The organism is Leucobacter salsicius M1-8 (genome assembly GCF_000350525.1).
Classification (GTDB): Bacteria; Actinomycetota; Actinomycetes; order Actinomycetales; family Microbacteriaceae; genus Leucobacter; species Leucobacter salsicius.
In genome coordinates, this window is sequence record NZ_AOCN01000022.1 from 408012 (window position 1) to 424200 (window position 16189).

General features: G+C 63.7%; 11 protein-coding genes and 2 tRNA genes. 10 read left to right on the forward strand and 3 right to left on the reverse strand.

Annotated elements, in window-relative coordinates; genetic code table 11:
- Window positions 1-82 precede the first annotated feature (82 nt).
- Window positions 83-1267: a YlbL family protein gene (locus C795_RS0110970; RefSeq protein ID WP_017793811.1), complete on the forward strand. Its 1185-nt coding sequence runs from the start codon at window positions 83-85 to the stop codon at window positions 1265-1267.
- A 151-nt stretch (window positions 1268-1418) separates the two neighbouring features.
- Window positions 1419-4454: a UPF0182 family membrane protein gene (locus tag C795_RS0110975; RefSeq protein WP_017793812.1), complete on the forward strand. Its 3036-nt coding sequence runs from the start codon at window positions 1419-1421 to the stop codon at window positions 4452-4454.
- Between the two features lie 188 nt (window positions 4455-4642).
- On the opposite strand, the gene C795_RS17580 is transcribed toward C795_RS0110975, so the two are convergent.
- Entirely contained in the window at window positions 4643-5116 is a 474-nt protein-coding gene (locus C795_RS17580; RefSeq protein WP_232225475.1) for a hypothetical protein, read from the reverse strand.
- Here C795_RS17580 and C795_RS17870 point away from each other — a divergent pair.
- The 6 genes from C795_RS17870 to C795_RS0111005 all read left to right on the forward strand — a co-directional run bounded on the left by C795_RS17870 (window position 5060) and on the right by C795_RS0111005 (window position 10367).
- Window positions 5060-5311, forward strand: coding sequence for a GNAT family N-acetyltransferase (locus C795_RS17870; RefSeq protein WP_408605769.1), 252 nt, complete (start codon window positions 5060-5062; stop codon window positions 5309-5311). The two genes, C795_RS17580 and C795_RS17870, sit on opposite strands and share 57 nt — an antisense overlap.
- A gap of 59 nt (window positions 5312-5370) precedes the next feature.
- Complete coding sequence (locus tag C795_RS0110985) at window positions 5371-5961, forward strand: TetR/AcrR family transcriptional regulator (protein WP_157487075.1); 591 nt, start codon at window positions 5371-5373, stop codon at window positions 5959-5961.
- Between the two features lie 111 nt (window positions 5962-6072).
- Window positions 6073-7359: a flavin monoamine oxidase family protein gene (locus C795_RS0110990; RefSeq protein ID WP_017793815.1), complete on the forward strand. Its 1287-nt coding sequence runs from the start codon at window positions 6073-6075 to the stop codon at window positions 7357-7359.
- Between the two features lie 22 nt (window positions 7360-7381).
- Window positions 7382-8752, forward strand: a complete 1371-nt coding sequence (locus tag C795_RS0110995; RefSeq protein ID WP_026139624.1) for an NAD(P)/FAD-dependent oxidoreductase — start codon at window positions 7382-7384, stop codon at window positions 8750-8752.
- Between the two features lie 65 nt (window positions 8753-8817).
- Window positions 8818-8961: a hypothetical protein gene (locus C795_RS17250; protein WP_017793817.1), complete on the forward strand. Its 144-nt coding sequence runs from the start codon at window positions 8818-8820 to the stop codon at window positions 8959-8961.
- Between the two features lie 23 nt (window positions 8962-8984).
- A complete protein-coding gene (locus C795_RS0111005) occupies window positions 8985-10367 on the forward strand; it encodes a purine-cytosine permease family protein (protein ID WP_198008463.1) in 1383 nt (460 codons plus the stop codon).
- 152 nt (window positions 10368-10519) lie between these two features.
- Here the strand turns inward: C795_RS0111005 and C795_RS0111010 are convergent.
- Window positions 10520-10593: transfer RNA gene (locus C795_RS0111010), tRNA-Met, on the reverse strand.
- Between the two features lie 289 nt (window positions 10594-10882).
- Window positions 10883-10956, reverse strand: a tRNA-Met gene (locus tag C795_RS0111015).
- 185 nt (window positions 10957-11141) lie between these two features.
- Between C795_RS0111015 and C795_RS0111020 the strand changes: the two genes are divergently transcribed.
- Window positions 11142-14486 (forward strand): hypothetical protein, encoded by a 3345-nt coding sequence (locus tag C795_RS0111020; protein WP_083879231.1) that lies wholly within the window; start codon window positions 11142-11144, stop codon window positions 14484-14486.
- Between the two features lie 79 nt (window positions 14487-14565).
- Complete coding sequence (locus tag C795_RS15880; protein ID WP_017793820.1) at window positions 14566-16179, forward strand: S1C family serine protease; 1614 nt, start codon at window positions 14566-14568, stop codon at window positions 16177-16179.
- Window positions 16180-16189 lie beyond the last annotated feature (10 nt).

Genomic DNA, 16189 nt, shown 5'->3' on the forward strand with positions numbered 1-16189 from the left:
GCCGAGTGCGAACAGCCCCGCGAGGTGCGCGCCCGCGCCAGCGGCAGGCGCCTGAACCGCCGACAGAAACGAAAGAGGCAACGTGACCCTCGATCCTGCGCCCGACTCATCAGATTCCTCCGAGTCCTCGGGTTCGTTCGAACACGCTCAAGAGCCCCGAGCGGGCGGTGTGGGCGGTCGCCTGTGGCGTTCCCTGCGGCGCGTCATCCGCGAGAATCGCACCGAGGCCGTCATGGTGGTCGTCGCGCTTCTCGTGCTGGCCGTGGCCACCATTCCCTCGCCGTACGCCATCGAGCGCCCGGGGCCCGTCGTCGACGTACTCGGCACGGTGCCGGTCGAAGGTGAGGACGTGCCCGTGCTGACGGTCGAAGACCAGGTGGGTGGGGAGGACGAGGGACGCCTGAACCTACTGACGGTATCGATCGCGGGCAGCCCGCAGCGGCCCCTGAGCTGGATCTCACTCGTACCCGCGCTGTTCGACCCGTCGCAGGACATCGCTCCGATGACCCAGTTCTATCCCGAGGGGATCACCGTCGAGCAGCGCGAAGAAGTTACCTCCATGCAAATGGACGCCTCGCAGGTGGTGTCGGCGACCGCCGCCTTTCGTGCAGTGGGGCTCGAGGTGGGGGTCTCGCTCAGCATCGGCGACGTCGACAAGGCGGGACCCGCCGCAGGAGTACTGGAACCTGGGGATGAGCTCGTGAGCATCAACGGTGAGGAGCTCAAGAGCTTCGAGCAGTTGCTTGAGACCGTATCTACCGGCACCGACCCCCTCACGATTGAGATCGTGCGAGACGGCAAACCCCGCACCGAGATGGTGACGCCTCGGGAGCCCACCGATGGTGCGGCGCCGCGCTTGGGGATCGTCGTCTCAACTTCATACGAGCTTCCGCGCGAGGTCGACATCAGCGTGCCCCACATTGGCGGGCCGAGTGCAGGGCTTATCTTTGGGCTCGCGATCATGGACCGAATGGGGGAGGGCCCGTCGCTCGACGGGCTTACCGTATCGGGCACTGGCACGCTCAACGAAGATGGTGCGGTCGGGCCCATTGGTGGACTCACTCAAAAGGCCTGGGCTGCGTCGCGCGCAGACACTGACTTGTTCTTAATGCCGGTGGCGAACTGCCCCGACGTTCGAGACTTCCCGAAGGACCTCAACGTGGCGCCCGTGGCAACGCTGGATGAGGCCGTGGCGGCGATCAACGCCGCAAGCGCCGGTGATGCGGTGGCCGGGCTCGACCGCTGCGCCGCGAAGGTGGCCGAATAGCGGCGAATCGGACTGCTCAACCGCCGGGGCCGGGGGCCGCTCTCGAGTTTACGAATTGTCAGGAGCGTCCTGCACGCAAACGATAGGCTCGTGGGGTAGACAGCGCCCGACAACTTCGGGTGCACGCTCGGACAGGAAGTAATACAGAGACGTGACCGACCAGAACTTGCATGCTCAGGCCGCTCGTCCGCGCCGATTGTCACCGCTTGCGGTGACGGTCGTGATCGTGGTGGCCCTTATTCTTGGCTTCCTGGCGGCAGCCGCCGTCACCGCAGAAGTGCTGTGGTATCGACAGGTCGGCTTCTTGCCGGTGCTGACGACCCAATGGCTCGCGGCCGGCACGATGTTCGTGCTCGGGTTCCTCGGCATGGCCGTGCCTCTCTTCTTCGCAATCGATCTCGCCTATCGCAAGCGCCCGGTGTATGCGCGGTTGACCGCGCAGCTCGACCGCTACCAGGAGCTGTTCGAGCCGCTCCGTCGACTGGTGAAGTGGGCCCTGCCCTCGCTGATCGGCCTGTTCGGTGGCTTTGCCGCCGCCGCGAACTGGCAGCGCGCTCTGCTGTGGCTCAACAGCGAGAACACGGGCGAAAAGGATCCGCAGTTCGGGCTCGATGTCTCGTTCTACCTCTTTAGCTTGCCAATGCTGCAGGGCATCGTTGCGTTTGCCTCGGCCGTGACACTGCTGGCGCTGATCGCCGGTGTAGCCACAAGCTACCTCTACGGCGGCATTTCATTCTCGGGGCGCGACGTGCGCGTCTCGAAGGCGACCCGGATCCAGGCCGCGATTCTCGCCGGGCTGTACCTCCTGCTGCAGGCCGTGAGCCTGTGGCTCGACCAGTACCGGTCGCTCACGGGCAGTGAAGGCCTGCGCACGGGTGCCATGTTCCAGGATGTGCACGCGGTCATCCCGGGCAAGCAGATCCTCGCGGGCATCGCGATCATTGTTGCAGTGCTGTTCCTCGTGACGGCGTTCACGGGCAAGTGGCGTCTGCCGGTCGTGGGTACCGCGCTGTTCCTCGTGTCGAGCATTGTGCTTGGCGTTGGTTACCCGTGGGGCGTGCAGCAGTTCCAGGTACAGCCCGACGAGAAGAGCCTCGAGTCTGAGTACATTCAGCGCAACATCGATGCCACGCGTGTCGCGTACGGCATCGACGAGGTCAAGACGGAACGCTACGACGCAGTCACCGACGCTGAGCCTGGGGCGCTGCGCAATGATGCCGCAACGACCGCCAACATCCGTATTATCGACCCCGAGGTAGTCTCGCCCACGTTTGCACAGCTTGAGCAGATTCGGCAGTACTACCAGTTCCCCACCTCGCTCAGCGTCGATCGCTATGAGATCGACGGCAAGATCGAAGACACCGTGTCGGCAATTCGCGACATTGATATCCGGGATCAGACCGGTTGGTATAACCGTACGCTCGTGTACACGCACGGCTACGGTCTCGTAGCTTCGTATGGTAACCAGCGTTCGGCGGGCGGCGAGCCTGTCTTCCTTGAGAGCGGAATCCCCACAAGCGGCAAGCTCGGGGAGTTTGAGCCCCGGGTCTACTTCGGTCAGAATTCGCCCGAGTACTCCATCGTGGGTGGCGAGCGGAAGAAGTCCATCGAGTTGGACTTCCCGGCTGACGCCGAGAGCGCTGCCGAGGCTGCCGCGAAGGACGCCCCTGACGCGCAGAAGGCGGACCCTACTGACCAGACGCCAGCGACTGAGGAAGCAGAAGCCGCAGCGACCGACGAAGCCGCTGCAGCCGAGCAGGCCGCAGCTGACGAGGCGGCCGGCAGCGGCCGTCAGAACATGACCACGTTCAAGGGTGATGGTGGCCCCGCGCTGAACAACCTGTTCACCAAGCTGATCTACGCCCTGAAGTTCCAGGACATGGAGGTGCTGCTGTCGGGTGCTGTGGTGGACGGTTCGCAGATTCTGTACGACCGTGACCCGGTCGATCGCGTGAAGAAGGTTGCGCCGTATCTAACAGTTGATGCTGCACCGTATGCGTCGGTGGTTGATGGTCGCATTAAGTGGATCGTTGACGGCTACACGACCTCTGCGGACTACCCGTACTCCGAGGTGCAGGACATGAACGCGCTGACGGTGGACTCGGCGAATAAGGAGCGTAACCCGCTTCCCAAGCCGATCAACTACATTCGCAACTCGGTCAAGGCCACGGTCGATGCGTACGACGGCTCAGTGAAGCTGTACGCGTGGGACACCGAGGATCCGCTGTTGAAGTCTTGGGGCAAGATCTTCCCGGGAACGCTGTCGGATGTTGCCGACATGAGCGGCGATCTGATGAGTCACGTGCGCTACCCGACCGATATGTTCAAGGTGCAGCGCGCGGTGCTCGGCGAGTACCACGTGACGTCGCCCGATGCGTTCTACTCGGAAGAGGACAAGTGGCGTACACCGAACGACCCCGTATCGAGCACACAGGCAAACGCGCAGAAGTTCCTGCAGCCGCCGTACTACCTGACCCTCGCGGCGGGTGCTAAGGCAGACCCGAACTTCTCGATCTACTCGACCTATATTCCGGCTGCAGAGGGGGAGACCCAGCGAGATATTCTCACGGGCTACCTCGCGGCGAACTCGAACGCGGGCAACAAGAAGGGTGAGATCTCGAAGGACTACGGTTCGCTGAAGATGCTCACGCTGCCCAAGAGCAACTCGATTCCCGGGCCCGGTCAGGTACAGAACAGTTTCACGACCGACTCGAAGGTCTCGAATCTGCTGAACATTTTGCGCCAGGGTGAGAGTGAGGTCATCAGCGGTAACCTGCTGACCGTGCCAGTCGGTGGCGGCCTGTTGTACGTACAGCCCGTGTACGTCAAGGCTAAGACGGGAACCAGCTTCCCGATCCTGCAGAAGGTGCTCGTCTCGTTCGGCGACCAGATCGCATTCGAGGACACGCTTGATGGTGCACTCGACGCGCTGTTTGCGGGCGACTCGGGGGCCAACGCGGGTGACGGCAACGTGCCCACGGAGGAGCCCGCTGTCGATCCCGAAGCCCCCGCGGTAGACGAGGGTGCCGGATCGGGTACACCGCTGACCCTGGACGCGGCATTGAAGGAACTGCAGCAGGCGTTTAAGGACCGCGACGCCGCGATGAAGAAGGGCGACTGGGCCGCTTATGGCAAGGCTGATGAGCGGGCCAAGCAGGCCCTCGAGGCAGCTTTGGCCGCCGAGTAGCGACTTCAGTCACTGAAAAGTGGGGCCCGACGCGTTTGCGTCGGGCCCCACTTTCGTTTCTGGGCACAGGGCGACGTGAGCGACCGGTGGCCGAATCATTCGCATTAATCTACTCGTTGCAGATAAAGTGAGGGGAAGAAATGCAGCCACCCTCCAGCAGTGTCGCGGAAGGGGTGCGCTGTGGTTGCTCACCCAATGATGGGCGCGAGACTGGAGAAACTGTGCAGATACGAACCATTCAGCCTCACCGCCTCACTGAGGCGGTGAGCGTGATCGCGCGCGCCTTTCGTGACGAGCCGATCATTGGTCAGATGGTGGCCGAAGATGCTGCGCAACGGGATCGCAAAATCAGGGACTACTTCGCGTGGAGTATTCGCGTCACCGGGCTCAGCAATACCGATGTAGCGATTGATCCGCTTACTGACCGGGTGCTGGGTGTCGCTCTGTGGGAGCCGCCCGGACATCGCCCGCACACCGTGCGCGGCGCGATTGCGCTTCCTGGTGTGTTGCGGGGCATCGGCCGCTCCGGGTTCACAACCCTGAAGGCGTTTGGGCGAGCGGGCCTCAGGAAACATCCCGAGCAGCCACATTGGCATCTGGTCGATGTGGGGACGTGCCCCAGCGCGCGCGGGCGCGGGGTAGGTGCAGCGCTCGTGCGCCACCGACTCGAGTGTGCAGACCGAGACCAAAGGATCGTTTCGTTGGAGGCAACGACGGAGGGGAGCGCGAGGTTGTACGAACGGCTGGGGTTTGATCGCAGAGATCGATTGGTCGGGGTGGCTGATGGAGTGACCGTGATGTGGCGTGAGCCTGCCCTACCAAGCGCTCCGCGTCGCGCAGGCGGGGCCGCGTTGTGAACGGCGCAAAAGTGGCGAGCGAACCTCGCCCGGCTGGACGTCCCAAGCGGGGCAGTGCCGTGATCGATGCCACTCGCATCGGCAGTGCCACGATGGAGGTGCTGTCGACACAGGGGGTCAACGGCCTCACGATCTCAAACATCGCCAAGGCACTTGATGTGCGTTCGCAGACCCTCTACTACCACGTGGCCAGCGTAAGTGACGCGGTCAATATGGCGCGAGGTGTGGTGATGGATCGCATTGACGTGGGCCTCCTCGAACAGGACCCGTGGGACGAAGCCGTGGCCGAGTTTGCTGTCGCCTACTACCGCGCATTCCAGCCACTTGGCCAGGAGAACTCGGTGTTCTTTATGTTCGTGATCACGAACGGTCAGGCCCTTCGTGCGTATGAGCGATTTATCAAGCGCGCCATCGAGGCGGGGGTGGGCGGGCAACAGGCCCTGCAGCTATTGCTGGACCTTGAGCACATGACATTCTCGACAATCTTTGAGCATTCCACCTGGAGCAGCTTGTTTTCCCCGGAGGCAATCGCACGCGAGGGATGCGAGCACTTGGAGTCCCTGCTGAAGACTCGCGAACAGGGCCCGGAGGCGATTGAGCGAAAGGTCTATGACGGGGCGCTTCGACTTGCGCGTGCGGTGCTTGTTTAGCGCATTCGTCAGTTAGGTTGACATCCTGCTCGACATCATTTATCTTCATGATGTAGATAGTGATGCGGGGGACGAGCCTCGTACGCAACGCGCAGGGCAAAGGAGTCTCACGTGGCGCACGCGACGGCAGCGAAGCTGGCAACAGATGTCATCATTCTGGGCGGTGGCCTTGCAGGCCTCGCCGCAGCAGATTCCCTCGGGGATTCGGGCCTTGATGTGACCCTGCTTGAAGCCGGGTCACGGCTGGGGGGCCGCACCCATGGTGAACACTGGGCCGCCGCAGGCCGCCCAGTGGATCTGGGCGGCACCTGGCTGCTACCGACGTTTACGAAGTCGTTCGAACTGCTCGACAGGCTCGGGATCAGCACCTACGATTCTCCTGCCTCAGATCTGTGGCTGACCCACTTCAGGGACGGCGCTGCGGCTCGCCACCTGCTGAGCGACACGGAATACACCGAACTCGAACGAGTATTGGCGATCCTTCGCCGCGTGGTTGCCGCATCACCCGAGCCGCTCAGTTCCGAAGCGGCGCTGCGGCTGGCTCGTGAAGAAGAGCCAGCGCCGAGCCCGCTCATCGAGGACTGGCTTCGTGCCACTCAGCGGTACCTCGCGGGCGCCAACTTGGACGCGGTGGACGCTGGCCACCTGCTGCTTGCGATTGAAGACATTGCTGATCCGGAGCACTACCGTGCGCAGATTCAGGGCGCGACGAAGTCACTCATTGACGCGCTTGCGGCGCGCATCTCGGCGCGCGTAGAGCTCAATGCGCGCGCGGTGAGCGTGCGTCACGACGGGGAGAAGTTCGCTGTGCGCACGGGAGCCGGGCATGAGTATGCTGCTTCAAACCTGATTCTCGCGGTGCCGTTGAACTGCATTGCGGATATCGACATTGACCAGGTGCTGCTCGGGGGCGTCGCCCCGATCGCGCGCGAGGGGCACGCGGGCCTGGCGCGTAAGGACTGGCTCGTGCTCGATGGGGTGCCGGATCACTTTCGCGTCTTTGCTTCGCATGGCCCCTTCGGCTATTTCAGGTCGGAGGAGGTGCTCGCCGATGGCGGCGTGCTCTCGGTGGGGCTCGCGCCCGCTGACGAGGGCGAGATCGATACGGCAGAGCTCGAGATTATGATTCGCAAGCACTACCTGCCGGAGGCCCGCATTCGCTCCCGCATGACCTACGACTGGGGCGATGATCCCCACGCGAAGGGCACCTGGTTTGTGCCCCGCCCAGGCCAGTACGCGGCCCTCGCCGCGCTCGGCCCACATTTCCCCCAGCTGTTCGTGATCGGAGGCGACCTCGATTCGGAATTCCCCGGGACGCTCGAGGGAGCGATCTCGAGCGGGCAGCGAGCAGCCGCAGCAATCAAATACAATCAGGAGAGTCATTCACGTGCGCACTAGCGAGCACACCCCTTACACCAGCATGATCAATGGAAATGTGTCGCACTGGTGGCAACAGATCGGGGCCCCCGCGCCGCGCCCCGAACTGCCCGGCGATCTGACCTGCGACATTGCCATCGTGGGGGCGGGTTACACCGGCCTCTGGACGGCCTATTACCTGAAGAAGGCTCAGCCGAACCTCGACGTCGTGATCGTCGAACAGAAGCATGTCGGCTACGGCGCCTCGGGGCGCAACGGCGGCTGGCTGACGAGTGCCATTACCGGTGGACGCGAGCAGTATGTCGCGAGCCACGGCAAGGACACGGCCGAGCGTTTTCAGCGGACCATGAATGAGACCGTTGATGAAGTGATTCGAGTGTGCGCGGCGGAGGGGATCGACGCCGACATCCTGAAGGGTGGCGAATTTAACGTCGCGTACACGCCCGCCCAGGAGAAGCGGATTCGCGCCTACGCCGCCTCGGAGGCGCAGTGGGAGAGCTCGGGGCTGCGGCTCCTCGAAGCCGACGAGGCGAAGGCGAAGATCAACGTCTCAGGCACCCGAGCCGCCGTGTGGCACCCGAACGCGGCGCGCGTGCAGCCCGCCAAGCTCGCGGCTGGGCTCGCGCGCGTGGTCGAGGGCATGGGCGTTCGCATCTTCGAGCGCACGACCGTTAGTGAGATCCGGCCCCGCACATTACTCACCGACCGGGGCACCGTGCGTGCCGAGTACGTCGTGCGCGCGACGGAGGGCTTCACCGCGCAGCTTAAAGGCCTGAAGCGACTGTGGCTGCCCATGAACTCATCGCTGATTGTGACGGAGCCACTAGCGCCCGCAGTGTGGGACGAGCTGAACTGGAACAACGGCGAGGTCATGGGAGACCTCGCTCACGTCTACATGTACGCGCAGCGCACCGCGGACGATCGCATCGCATTTGGTGGCCGGGGCGTGCCGTACCGCTTTGGCTCCAAGGTCGATAACGATGGTTCGACGCAGGAGCGCACCGCGCGCACCCTGGCCGACCTGCTGTACCGGTTCTTCCCGCAGGCCGACGGCGCAGCGATTGACCACCTGTGGTCGGGCGTGCTGGGCGTGCCGCGCGACTGGGCTGCGACCGTGGGCCTCGACCCGGCCACGGGCATGGCCTGGGGTGGCGGATACGTCGGTACCGGCGTGACCTCGACCAACCTTGCGGGCCGCACTCTCAGCGACCTGATCCTGCGGCAGCGCACCGAACTGGTGGACCTGCCGTGGGTCAACCACCGCGTACGTAAGTGGGAGCCGGAGCCGCTGCGCTGGGTCGCGACCAAGGGTCTTTATGTCGCCTATGGCATGGCAGACAACAGCGAGTACAAGGGGCGTCAAGCCACCTCGCCCATCGCGCACATGGCGAACCTCATCACAGGCAAGCCCTAACTACCAGCCACGACGTGAACCGCGGCCGTGGGCCGCCCCCCGACAACTCAACGAGGAGTATCAAGATGCAACCCAACGAAGCACTCGAAGTGCTGAAATCCGATGACGCGCTGCAGCAAAAACTGTCGCGCGGCCAGTTCTATTCACTCCTCACGGCAGCGGTCATTGTGCCGGCTGTCGTGCTGATGATCGTGGGGGCGTGGTTCTAATGGCAATCAAGGAACAGGTTCCCGTGGACAGTTCCACGATGCCGCTCACCCTTCGCGAGAAAAAGTGGGGCTTTCTCGCCACGTTTGGCAACACGACCTCGGCCGCGATTGCAACCTGGAGCTTCGTCGCCGGCGCTACCGTGGCGTTCTACCTCGATACGGTCGTGGGCATCATCGTGATGGCCGCGGGCGTGTTGATCGGCCTCTTCATTACGGTGATGGCGGCGTTGCCGATGTCTCAGCGATACGGGCTCGAAGCCGTGCGCTCGATGCGACCCGCATTCGGTGTGCGCGGCAGCATCTTTGGCGTCGTGCTCGTGTTCCTGACGCTGATCGGCTGGAACTCGGTGCTCGCCATCGTGCTAATGCAATCAGCGTCGACAGTGATGGAGACGCTGGGCTTCGTGCCACCCAGCGCCATGAAGGTCACCCAAATTGTGATCCTCGTGATCGCGGTTGCCGTCGTGTTCGCGCTCGTCAACAGGGGCTCGGGTGCGCTGCGTTGGGCGGGCCCCGCCATAACCGCTGCCGTCATCTTGCTCGTCATCGTGATGCTGGTGTTCTTGATTCAGCACTTCAGCTGGGAAGCTATCGTTACCGCTGCCCCGCTCGCTCCGCTCGAAGATTCTCGATTGAACATCATGATCATCGTTGAGATGGGCATCGCCAGCGGTCTCTCCTGGTGGCCATATCTTGGCAGCCTGACGCGCTACAGTCGCAACACCAACACCGCCATGTGGCCGAGCCTGCTCGGGCTCGGGCTCGTGATGGTGGGCATCGCCTCGCTGGGTCTCATGACCGCACTCGTGCTTCCCGAATCGGGCGGCAACCCGGTCTACCTGCTCGCGACGCAGGGTGGCGTCTGGTTCGGTATCGGCGGACTGCTCTTCCTCTTCTTCGCCAACATTGGCACGATGATGGTGGGAACGTACACGAGCGTGCTCGCGCTCAAGCAGACCCCGGTGCTCGAGAACAAGCTGTCGTGGCGCACCGCTACGGTCATCACGCTCATTCCGGTGCTGATCGTGTCGATCTTCTTCGGTGATCCATTCCTGGCCTCGTACCCCACGTTCCTCGCATTCTCGGGTGTGCTGATGGCCCCGATCTGTGCGATCCTCATCGTGGACTACTTCATTGTGCGCAAGCAGTCGCTCGACGCAGATGGACTGTACTCGTCCGTGCGTGGGAGCGGCTACTGGTACACCGGTGGATTCAATGTAGCGGGAATCGTCGCGCTGGCTCTGGGGATCGGGTCGTTCTTTGTGATGTTTGATCCGATCGGCTACATTCCGAGGTTCGGCTTCCACATTATTGGAGGCAGCGTGCCGAGCGCCCTCGTGGCCGGAGTGGTCTACTATCTTGTGTTCCGACTCACACACAGGAAACCGCTGACAGTCGCAGCCTAGTCAGCTCACTGGGGGTCGAGGCGGGGCGGGAGATGGCAGATTGCCATTGACCGCCCCGTTGCTGTTGGCGGCTCGGCTCCGGCTAATGTGAAGCAACAGACAAAGCGAAAGGCCCCGGTCTGGATTTCTCCAGACCGGGGCCTTTCTCACAGTTGCGGGGGCAGGATTTGAACCTACGACCTCCGGGTTATGAGCCCGGCGAGCTACCGAGCTGCTCCACCCCGCGTCACAATCATTAGCTTAATGCGGTGGTGCAGCATGGCACTAAAGCGACGAAATTGTGGGCGTGTTGCTTTGGGTGCTTGAAGTGTTTGGGGGTGCGGGGGATCGAGTGGGTGGATCGAGTCGCTCACAAGCGGCACGAATGCGCTGTGCAAAATTGTCTACCGGGTTGGTCGGCCCGTGAGGCCCCGGTTGCCTGTCTTACGGCGAGGTGGTGTGGGTGCCGGGGTGTTTGGGGAAAGCGAAAGGCCCCTGGTCTGGAATAAATCCCAGGCCAGGGGCCTTTCTCACAGTTGCGGGGGCAGGATTTGAACCTACGACCTCCGGGTTATGAGCCCGGCGAGCTACCGAGCTGCTCCACCCCGCGTCACAAGAGATAACTCTATCACGGCGAAAGGGGGCCCACGAATCGAGGGTTCCCAGGCGTGTTGCGGTCTGTGGAAAGCGCTGACAACAGGGCTGCCTGAACGCGCAAGATCGGGGGCAGCCGCCTCATGGGGCGGTGATGCGGGCCGCACCGGGATCCGCTATTTGGATTTTGAGGAGGACCCCATGTCCACACCAGAGCTGGTCAGCCCGCAGGTGGCGCGGCCCCGACCGCGGCGTACGAGATGGTTGCGCAAGGCGTGCGGAGCGCTTATCGCTTTCGCCGCCCTCGTATCTGGAGGTGTGGTCGCTGGCTCAAGCCCCGCCTCAGCGCTCCCGCGAGGTGAGTCGGTGTCGTTTTCGGGAGGGCTCACAATTTCAAACTTCATCTTGCCCGGAGGGAAGCGTGCCTACTGCGTCGAGGTGGTGATGGGCGAACCTACCGGTCAAGCCTGGCTTGACGGGCGGCTCTCGAAGTTGCCCGGGGTGTCCTTGCGGCTCAACCCGTGGAACAACCCGACCGGCATGCGTCAAATGAACTATCTCATTGACCGCCACGGGCAGACGAAGAACGCGTGGACCTCGGCCGCTGTGCAGCTGACGATCTGGCGCATGCGCGAGAACTTTCTCGAAGGCAACCCGATGCTGAATCAAAAAATGGCCGTGTTGAAGTCGTCCCAGAAGGGGCGCGATCTGATCACGCGCTCGAACCAGCTCGTCGCCGACGCAAAGACCAATGCCAAAGCTCCCACTTCCGCCCCGGCGATCTCGGGGGAGCTGTCGATTACGCCGGATCCGATGGGTAAAGCTGGCAGATATCGTGTTGCCTACCCCAAGGGAACGGTTTCATTGAGCGCGATCAGCGGCGTATTTGTGCGAAATGGTGAGGCGACCATTACGGTGCCGAGCGATGAAGCCACCGCTCGTTATATAGACATTGAACCCGGCGCGAAGCAGCTGAAAGTGACCGGTTCGTGGGAAACCGTGGGGCAGGCGGGGTGGGAAGCCCAGCTCGATGTCTACAGCACCTCAACTGCCGCTGGAGGGACGGGCCAGCGTGTGGCCGTGGCCACAGGGAAATCGAATGTCCCTCGGCGAACGGGCAAGTTCACCACGGTGATCGCGTCCCCGCCTCCGCCCAAAGCACCCCCGGTGGCTTCGTCGCTTGCGCAGCCCTCCGCTGAAGTGGGTGGATCGATGCGAGACGAGCTCATCGTGCAACAGCGAAGCGGCACGACCCTCGACATGTGGCCGGCCGCGACCGCGAGCTTTACGGCGTACCTCGAGCCCGAAGCCGGAGCGCTCAAGTATGACGCGTCGTGGAATCCGCTGATGGGTGCGCCATATAGCGCCCACAAGGAAGACGAGAGTACGGGAGAGCCGCTGTGGCACACCTGGTGGGCTAATCAGCAGGGGCAAGCACTGCGCGATTACGACGGCAATCCCATCCCGATTGCCGATCACACAGGACACCAGACGTCGGGAACCGCGGCAGACGGCACCACATACCCGGTGGCACATCTGACCGAAGCGGGGGAGCCGGTGCTTGACGAAGCGGGCACGCCAACGTTCCACACGATTCGGGAGCCACAGCTCGAGGAACGCCGAGACCCGCAGCGGTGGACAGAAGACGAGCTGACGGCAATGTCTGAGGACGAACGGTGTCTGGCGCAACCGGTTTTTGAGGAAACCGGGATTGCGGTGCCGGGGCCGGGCACCTATGCGAGTTCAGATGTCACCGTGCGCTCGGGCGGCACGATTCACTGGGTCGAGCAGGTCTTCTCGCGCGGCCAGCAGATGCACGAGGGGGAATGTGGGGTCGCAAATGAAACCACCCGCATCAACCAGCCCGGTGTGGTCACTCAGGCGCCGCCCAACTTGGTGATCGGGGAAGAAGCGTTTGACACCGCCACCGTGAGTGGCACGCTGCTCCCCAACGTGTCGTACACGATTCGATTCGAGGCATATCGTGCGCCCGCAGCGCCCCTAGACACCGAGGAAGTCGATGTGGCACCGGGCGCTGAGGCGCCGAGCTGCACTGCCGAGAACCTCGTGTTTCGGTCAGGCCGGATACCGGTGACCGCCGTCGGGGAGATCCGATCACCGGGGTTCACCATCAGTGCAGCGCACGGAGCGAAACTGTGGTGGGTGGAAACCCTGGAAATTGATGAGGGCGACGGGCCGCGGCCACTGCATCGAGGCGTGTGCGGGCTCGCAAATGAGACCACGCACATCGGTCAGCCCGAAGTTGAGACCCAAGCACTGCCCTCGGCTGTGGTGGGGGACGACATCACTGACACCGCCACGTTGAGTGGTCAGTTTGTTACCAATGACGGGGCCCAGTGGGAGCTGTCGTTTCAGGGCTATCGAGCGACAACGGTGAGTGCGAACGACACCCCCGTGTGCGATGCCAGCAACCAGATCTTCTCGGTGCCGCCCGTCGCAGTGGAGGGGCCGGGCCAGATCACCAGCGCCCCGGTGCGCGCCCGCCCCGAATGGCGTGGGGACGTGTGGTGGGTGGAAACGCTGTGGCTGATTCAAGACGGGGAACGCACGGCTTACGCGACGGGAGTGTGCGGAATCGCGAATGAGACCACCTCGCTCGAGGGCCCATCCGTCACAACGCTCGCGATGCCGCTCGCGACGGTGGGCGACGCAGCGACCGATACGGCAACCGTGACCGGGCCGCTCAGCACGGCGCTCGGACAAGCATATGAACTCAGCTTCGCGGTATACCGAGGGGACAGCTCCCTGACCGGTACGACAGAAGCGCAATGCACGGCAGAGAACATGCTTTGGGAAAGTGATTCGGTCGCCGTGACCGCGCCCGGCGACGTCACCTCGCCAGCCTTCACCGTGCTTCCCAGGCACGGCGACACCATTTGGTGGGTGGAATCCCTGTGGCAGATCGACCGGGGCAAGGCGTTTAAGGCAGGGGGAGAACCAGTCCGCACGCTCATTAGCGAGGGGCAATGCGGGGTCGAACACGAGACCACGAGGATTCAACGTCCCAGCGTCGCCACGGTTGCCACAGCACGGGTACGCGTCGGGGAACCGTTGTTTGACACCGTCATTGTGGAGGGGGCGCTCGCGCAACGGAAGGACATCGAGTATCGCGTGACTTTCGCCGCGTATGAGCGCTCGGCCGACGGAAGCATGAGCTGCACGCCAGATACTGAGATTGCCGAGCTGTCGGACGAGCGGGGCGTCATCATCACCGAGGCCGGGCGCTACGAATCACGGCGCACGATTGCGCGACCCGAGCACGTGGGGCTGGGTGGCTACGTCGAATCGCTCATGATGACCGTCGACGGGCAAACACACCTCGTCCACCGTGGGGCTTGCGGGGCCGCCTCTGAGAACTTTGAAGTGGTGCCGGGTGACGTTCCGCCCCCGCCAGGGAAGCCAGGCCTCCCACGCACCGGTGGCTCCTCGGGCCTCTGGGCCGCCGGTGCAGCCGCGCTGATGCTGCTTGTCGGGGGAACGATCCTGGCACTGACAACGGTGCGCAGAAGTCGGCGCGACTCATGACCCGCAGCCATTGTGCAGTTGATCCAAACCAAATTCATAGGTTGACGGGCCAAAGTGGTGACATACGAAGGGAGCCACCATGGCCACGACGCCCGAGAACCACCAGCCGAACGAAGCCGAAGGTAACATCTACCCGGCACCGCAGGCACCGCAGCCCCCTTACCAGGGGGCATCAACCACGCAGGCAACGACGCCGCTGCCCGACATGCCCGCACCCCAGGTGCCGTCATTCCCGCAGCAGCCCGCGAGCCAGCAGCCGCAGCCCGTCGGCTCCCCGCAACCCGCTGCCCACGGCTACAGTGCACCTGCTGACCAGAGCAACTACCAGCCCCAGCCGCAGCTCGGTCAGGGCGCATTCGGGTCGGCCAATGGCGGCATGGGAGGCGCCGGCGGTAACGACGGTAACGGCTCAGACAATGGCGCTCCCCAGACCCCCCAGTCCAAGGGTCGCACCGGCATGCTGCTGGCTGGGCTCGCGATTGGTGCGCTGCTTGGCGGCGTCGTCGGTGGCGGCGTGGCCGCGGTCGTGTCGGCAAACGGCAAGCAGGAAGTGGTCACGCAGGGCGCGAACGGTTCCCTCACGCTCAACAACGCCGACAACGTCACCGCCATCTCCGGCGTCGCGGCAGTAGCGACCCCGAGTGTCGTGACCCTCCAGGTCACCGGCGCAAACGGTAGCGGCTCGGGATCCGGCGTAATCTACAGCGAAGACGGCTACATCGTCACCAACGCCCACGTCGTCACCCTCGACGGCGCAGATCCCGACTCCGCACAGATTCGGGTCAAGCTGAGCGATGGCCGCATCCTCGACGGCACGGTCGTGGGCGTTGACCCGTACGCCGACCTTGCCGTCGTCAAGGTGGAGGCAGACGGCCTTCCCGCCATCACGGTGGCAGACTCCGGCAAGCTCAACGTCGGTGACCTCACTGTCGCCATCGGTGCACCGCTCAACCTGGCCAACACGGTCACGAGCGGTGTGGTGAGCTCGCTCTACCGTGGCATCTCGGTCGGCAGCCCACTGATTCCCCAGGATCCCACCCCGTCGCCAGGCGATAACGGTCAGGGCGGCGACAACGGTCAGGGTGACAATGGCGGCAACGGATTCCCTTGGGACTTCCGCTTCGGCCTCCCCGACCAGGGTCAGGGAGGCGAGCAGCAGCCTCAGCAGCAGGCCGCTGGCGGCACTGTGACGCTCCCCGTTATTCAAACCGATGCGTCCATTAACCCGGGCAACTCGGGCGGAGCCCTGCTCAACGGCAAGGGCGAACTGATCGGCATCAACGTGGCGATCGCGTCCCCGAGTAGCTCCGACGGGGTTGCCGGCAGCGCCGGGCTCGGCTTTGCGATCCCGTCAAACCTGGTCGCTCGCGTGGCCGACGCCCTCATCGCGGGCGAACAGCCCTCCCACGGACTCCTGGGGGCCTCGGTCGCCGACTCCTCACAAGACACTGACGCCGACGCCAACCGTGCCGGTGGTCTGCTGGTCGATGTGGTCAAGGGCGGTGCCGCAGACAAGGCTGGCCTGCGTGCGGGAGATGTCATCACCGCAGTGAACGGCGTGCCCGCCGTCGACGGCACCTCGGTGTCAGCGCTCGTGCGCATGAACGCCGGCGGCAGCACGGTCAAGATCGATTACACTCGCGACGGCAAGGCCGGCGAGACCGAAGCCAAGCTCGGCACTCTCGAGTGGTAACGGCCGCACC

Excerpts from the sequence above, each read along its gene's own strand:
- C795_RS0110995 (WP_026139624.1), top strand. The coding sequence starts at position 7,382 with ATGATCAATGGAAATGTGTCGCACTGGTGGCAACAGATCGGGGCCCCC.
- C795_RS17250 (WP_017793817.1), top strand. The coding sequence starts at position 8,818 with ATGCAACCCAACGAAGCACTCGAAGTGCTGAAATCCGATGACGCGCTG.
- C795_RS0111020 (WP_083879231.1), top strand. The coding sequence starts at position 11,142 with ATGTCCACACCAGAGCTGGTCAGCCCGCAGGTGGCGCGGCCCCGACCG.
- C795_RS15880 (WP_017793820.1), top strand. The coding sequence starts at position 14,566 with ATGGCCACGACGCCCGAGAACCACCAGCCGAACGAAGCCGAAGGTAAC.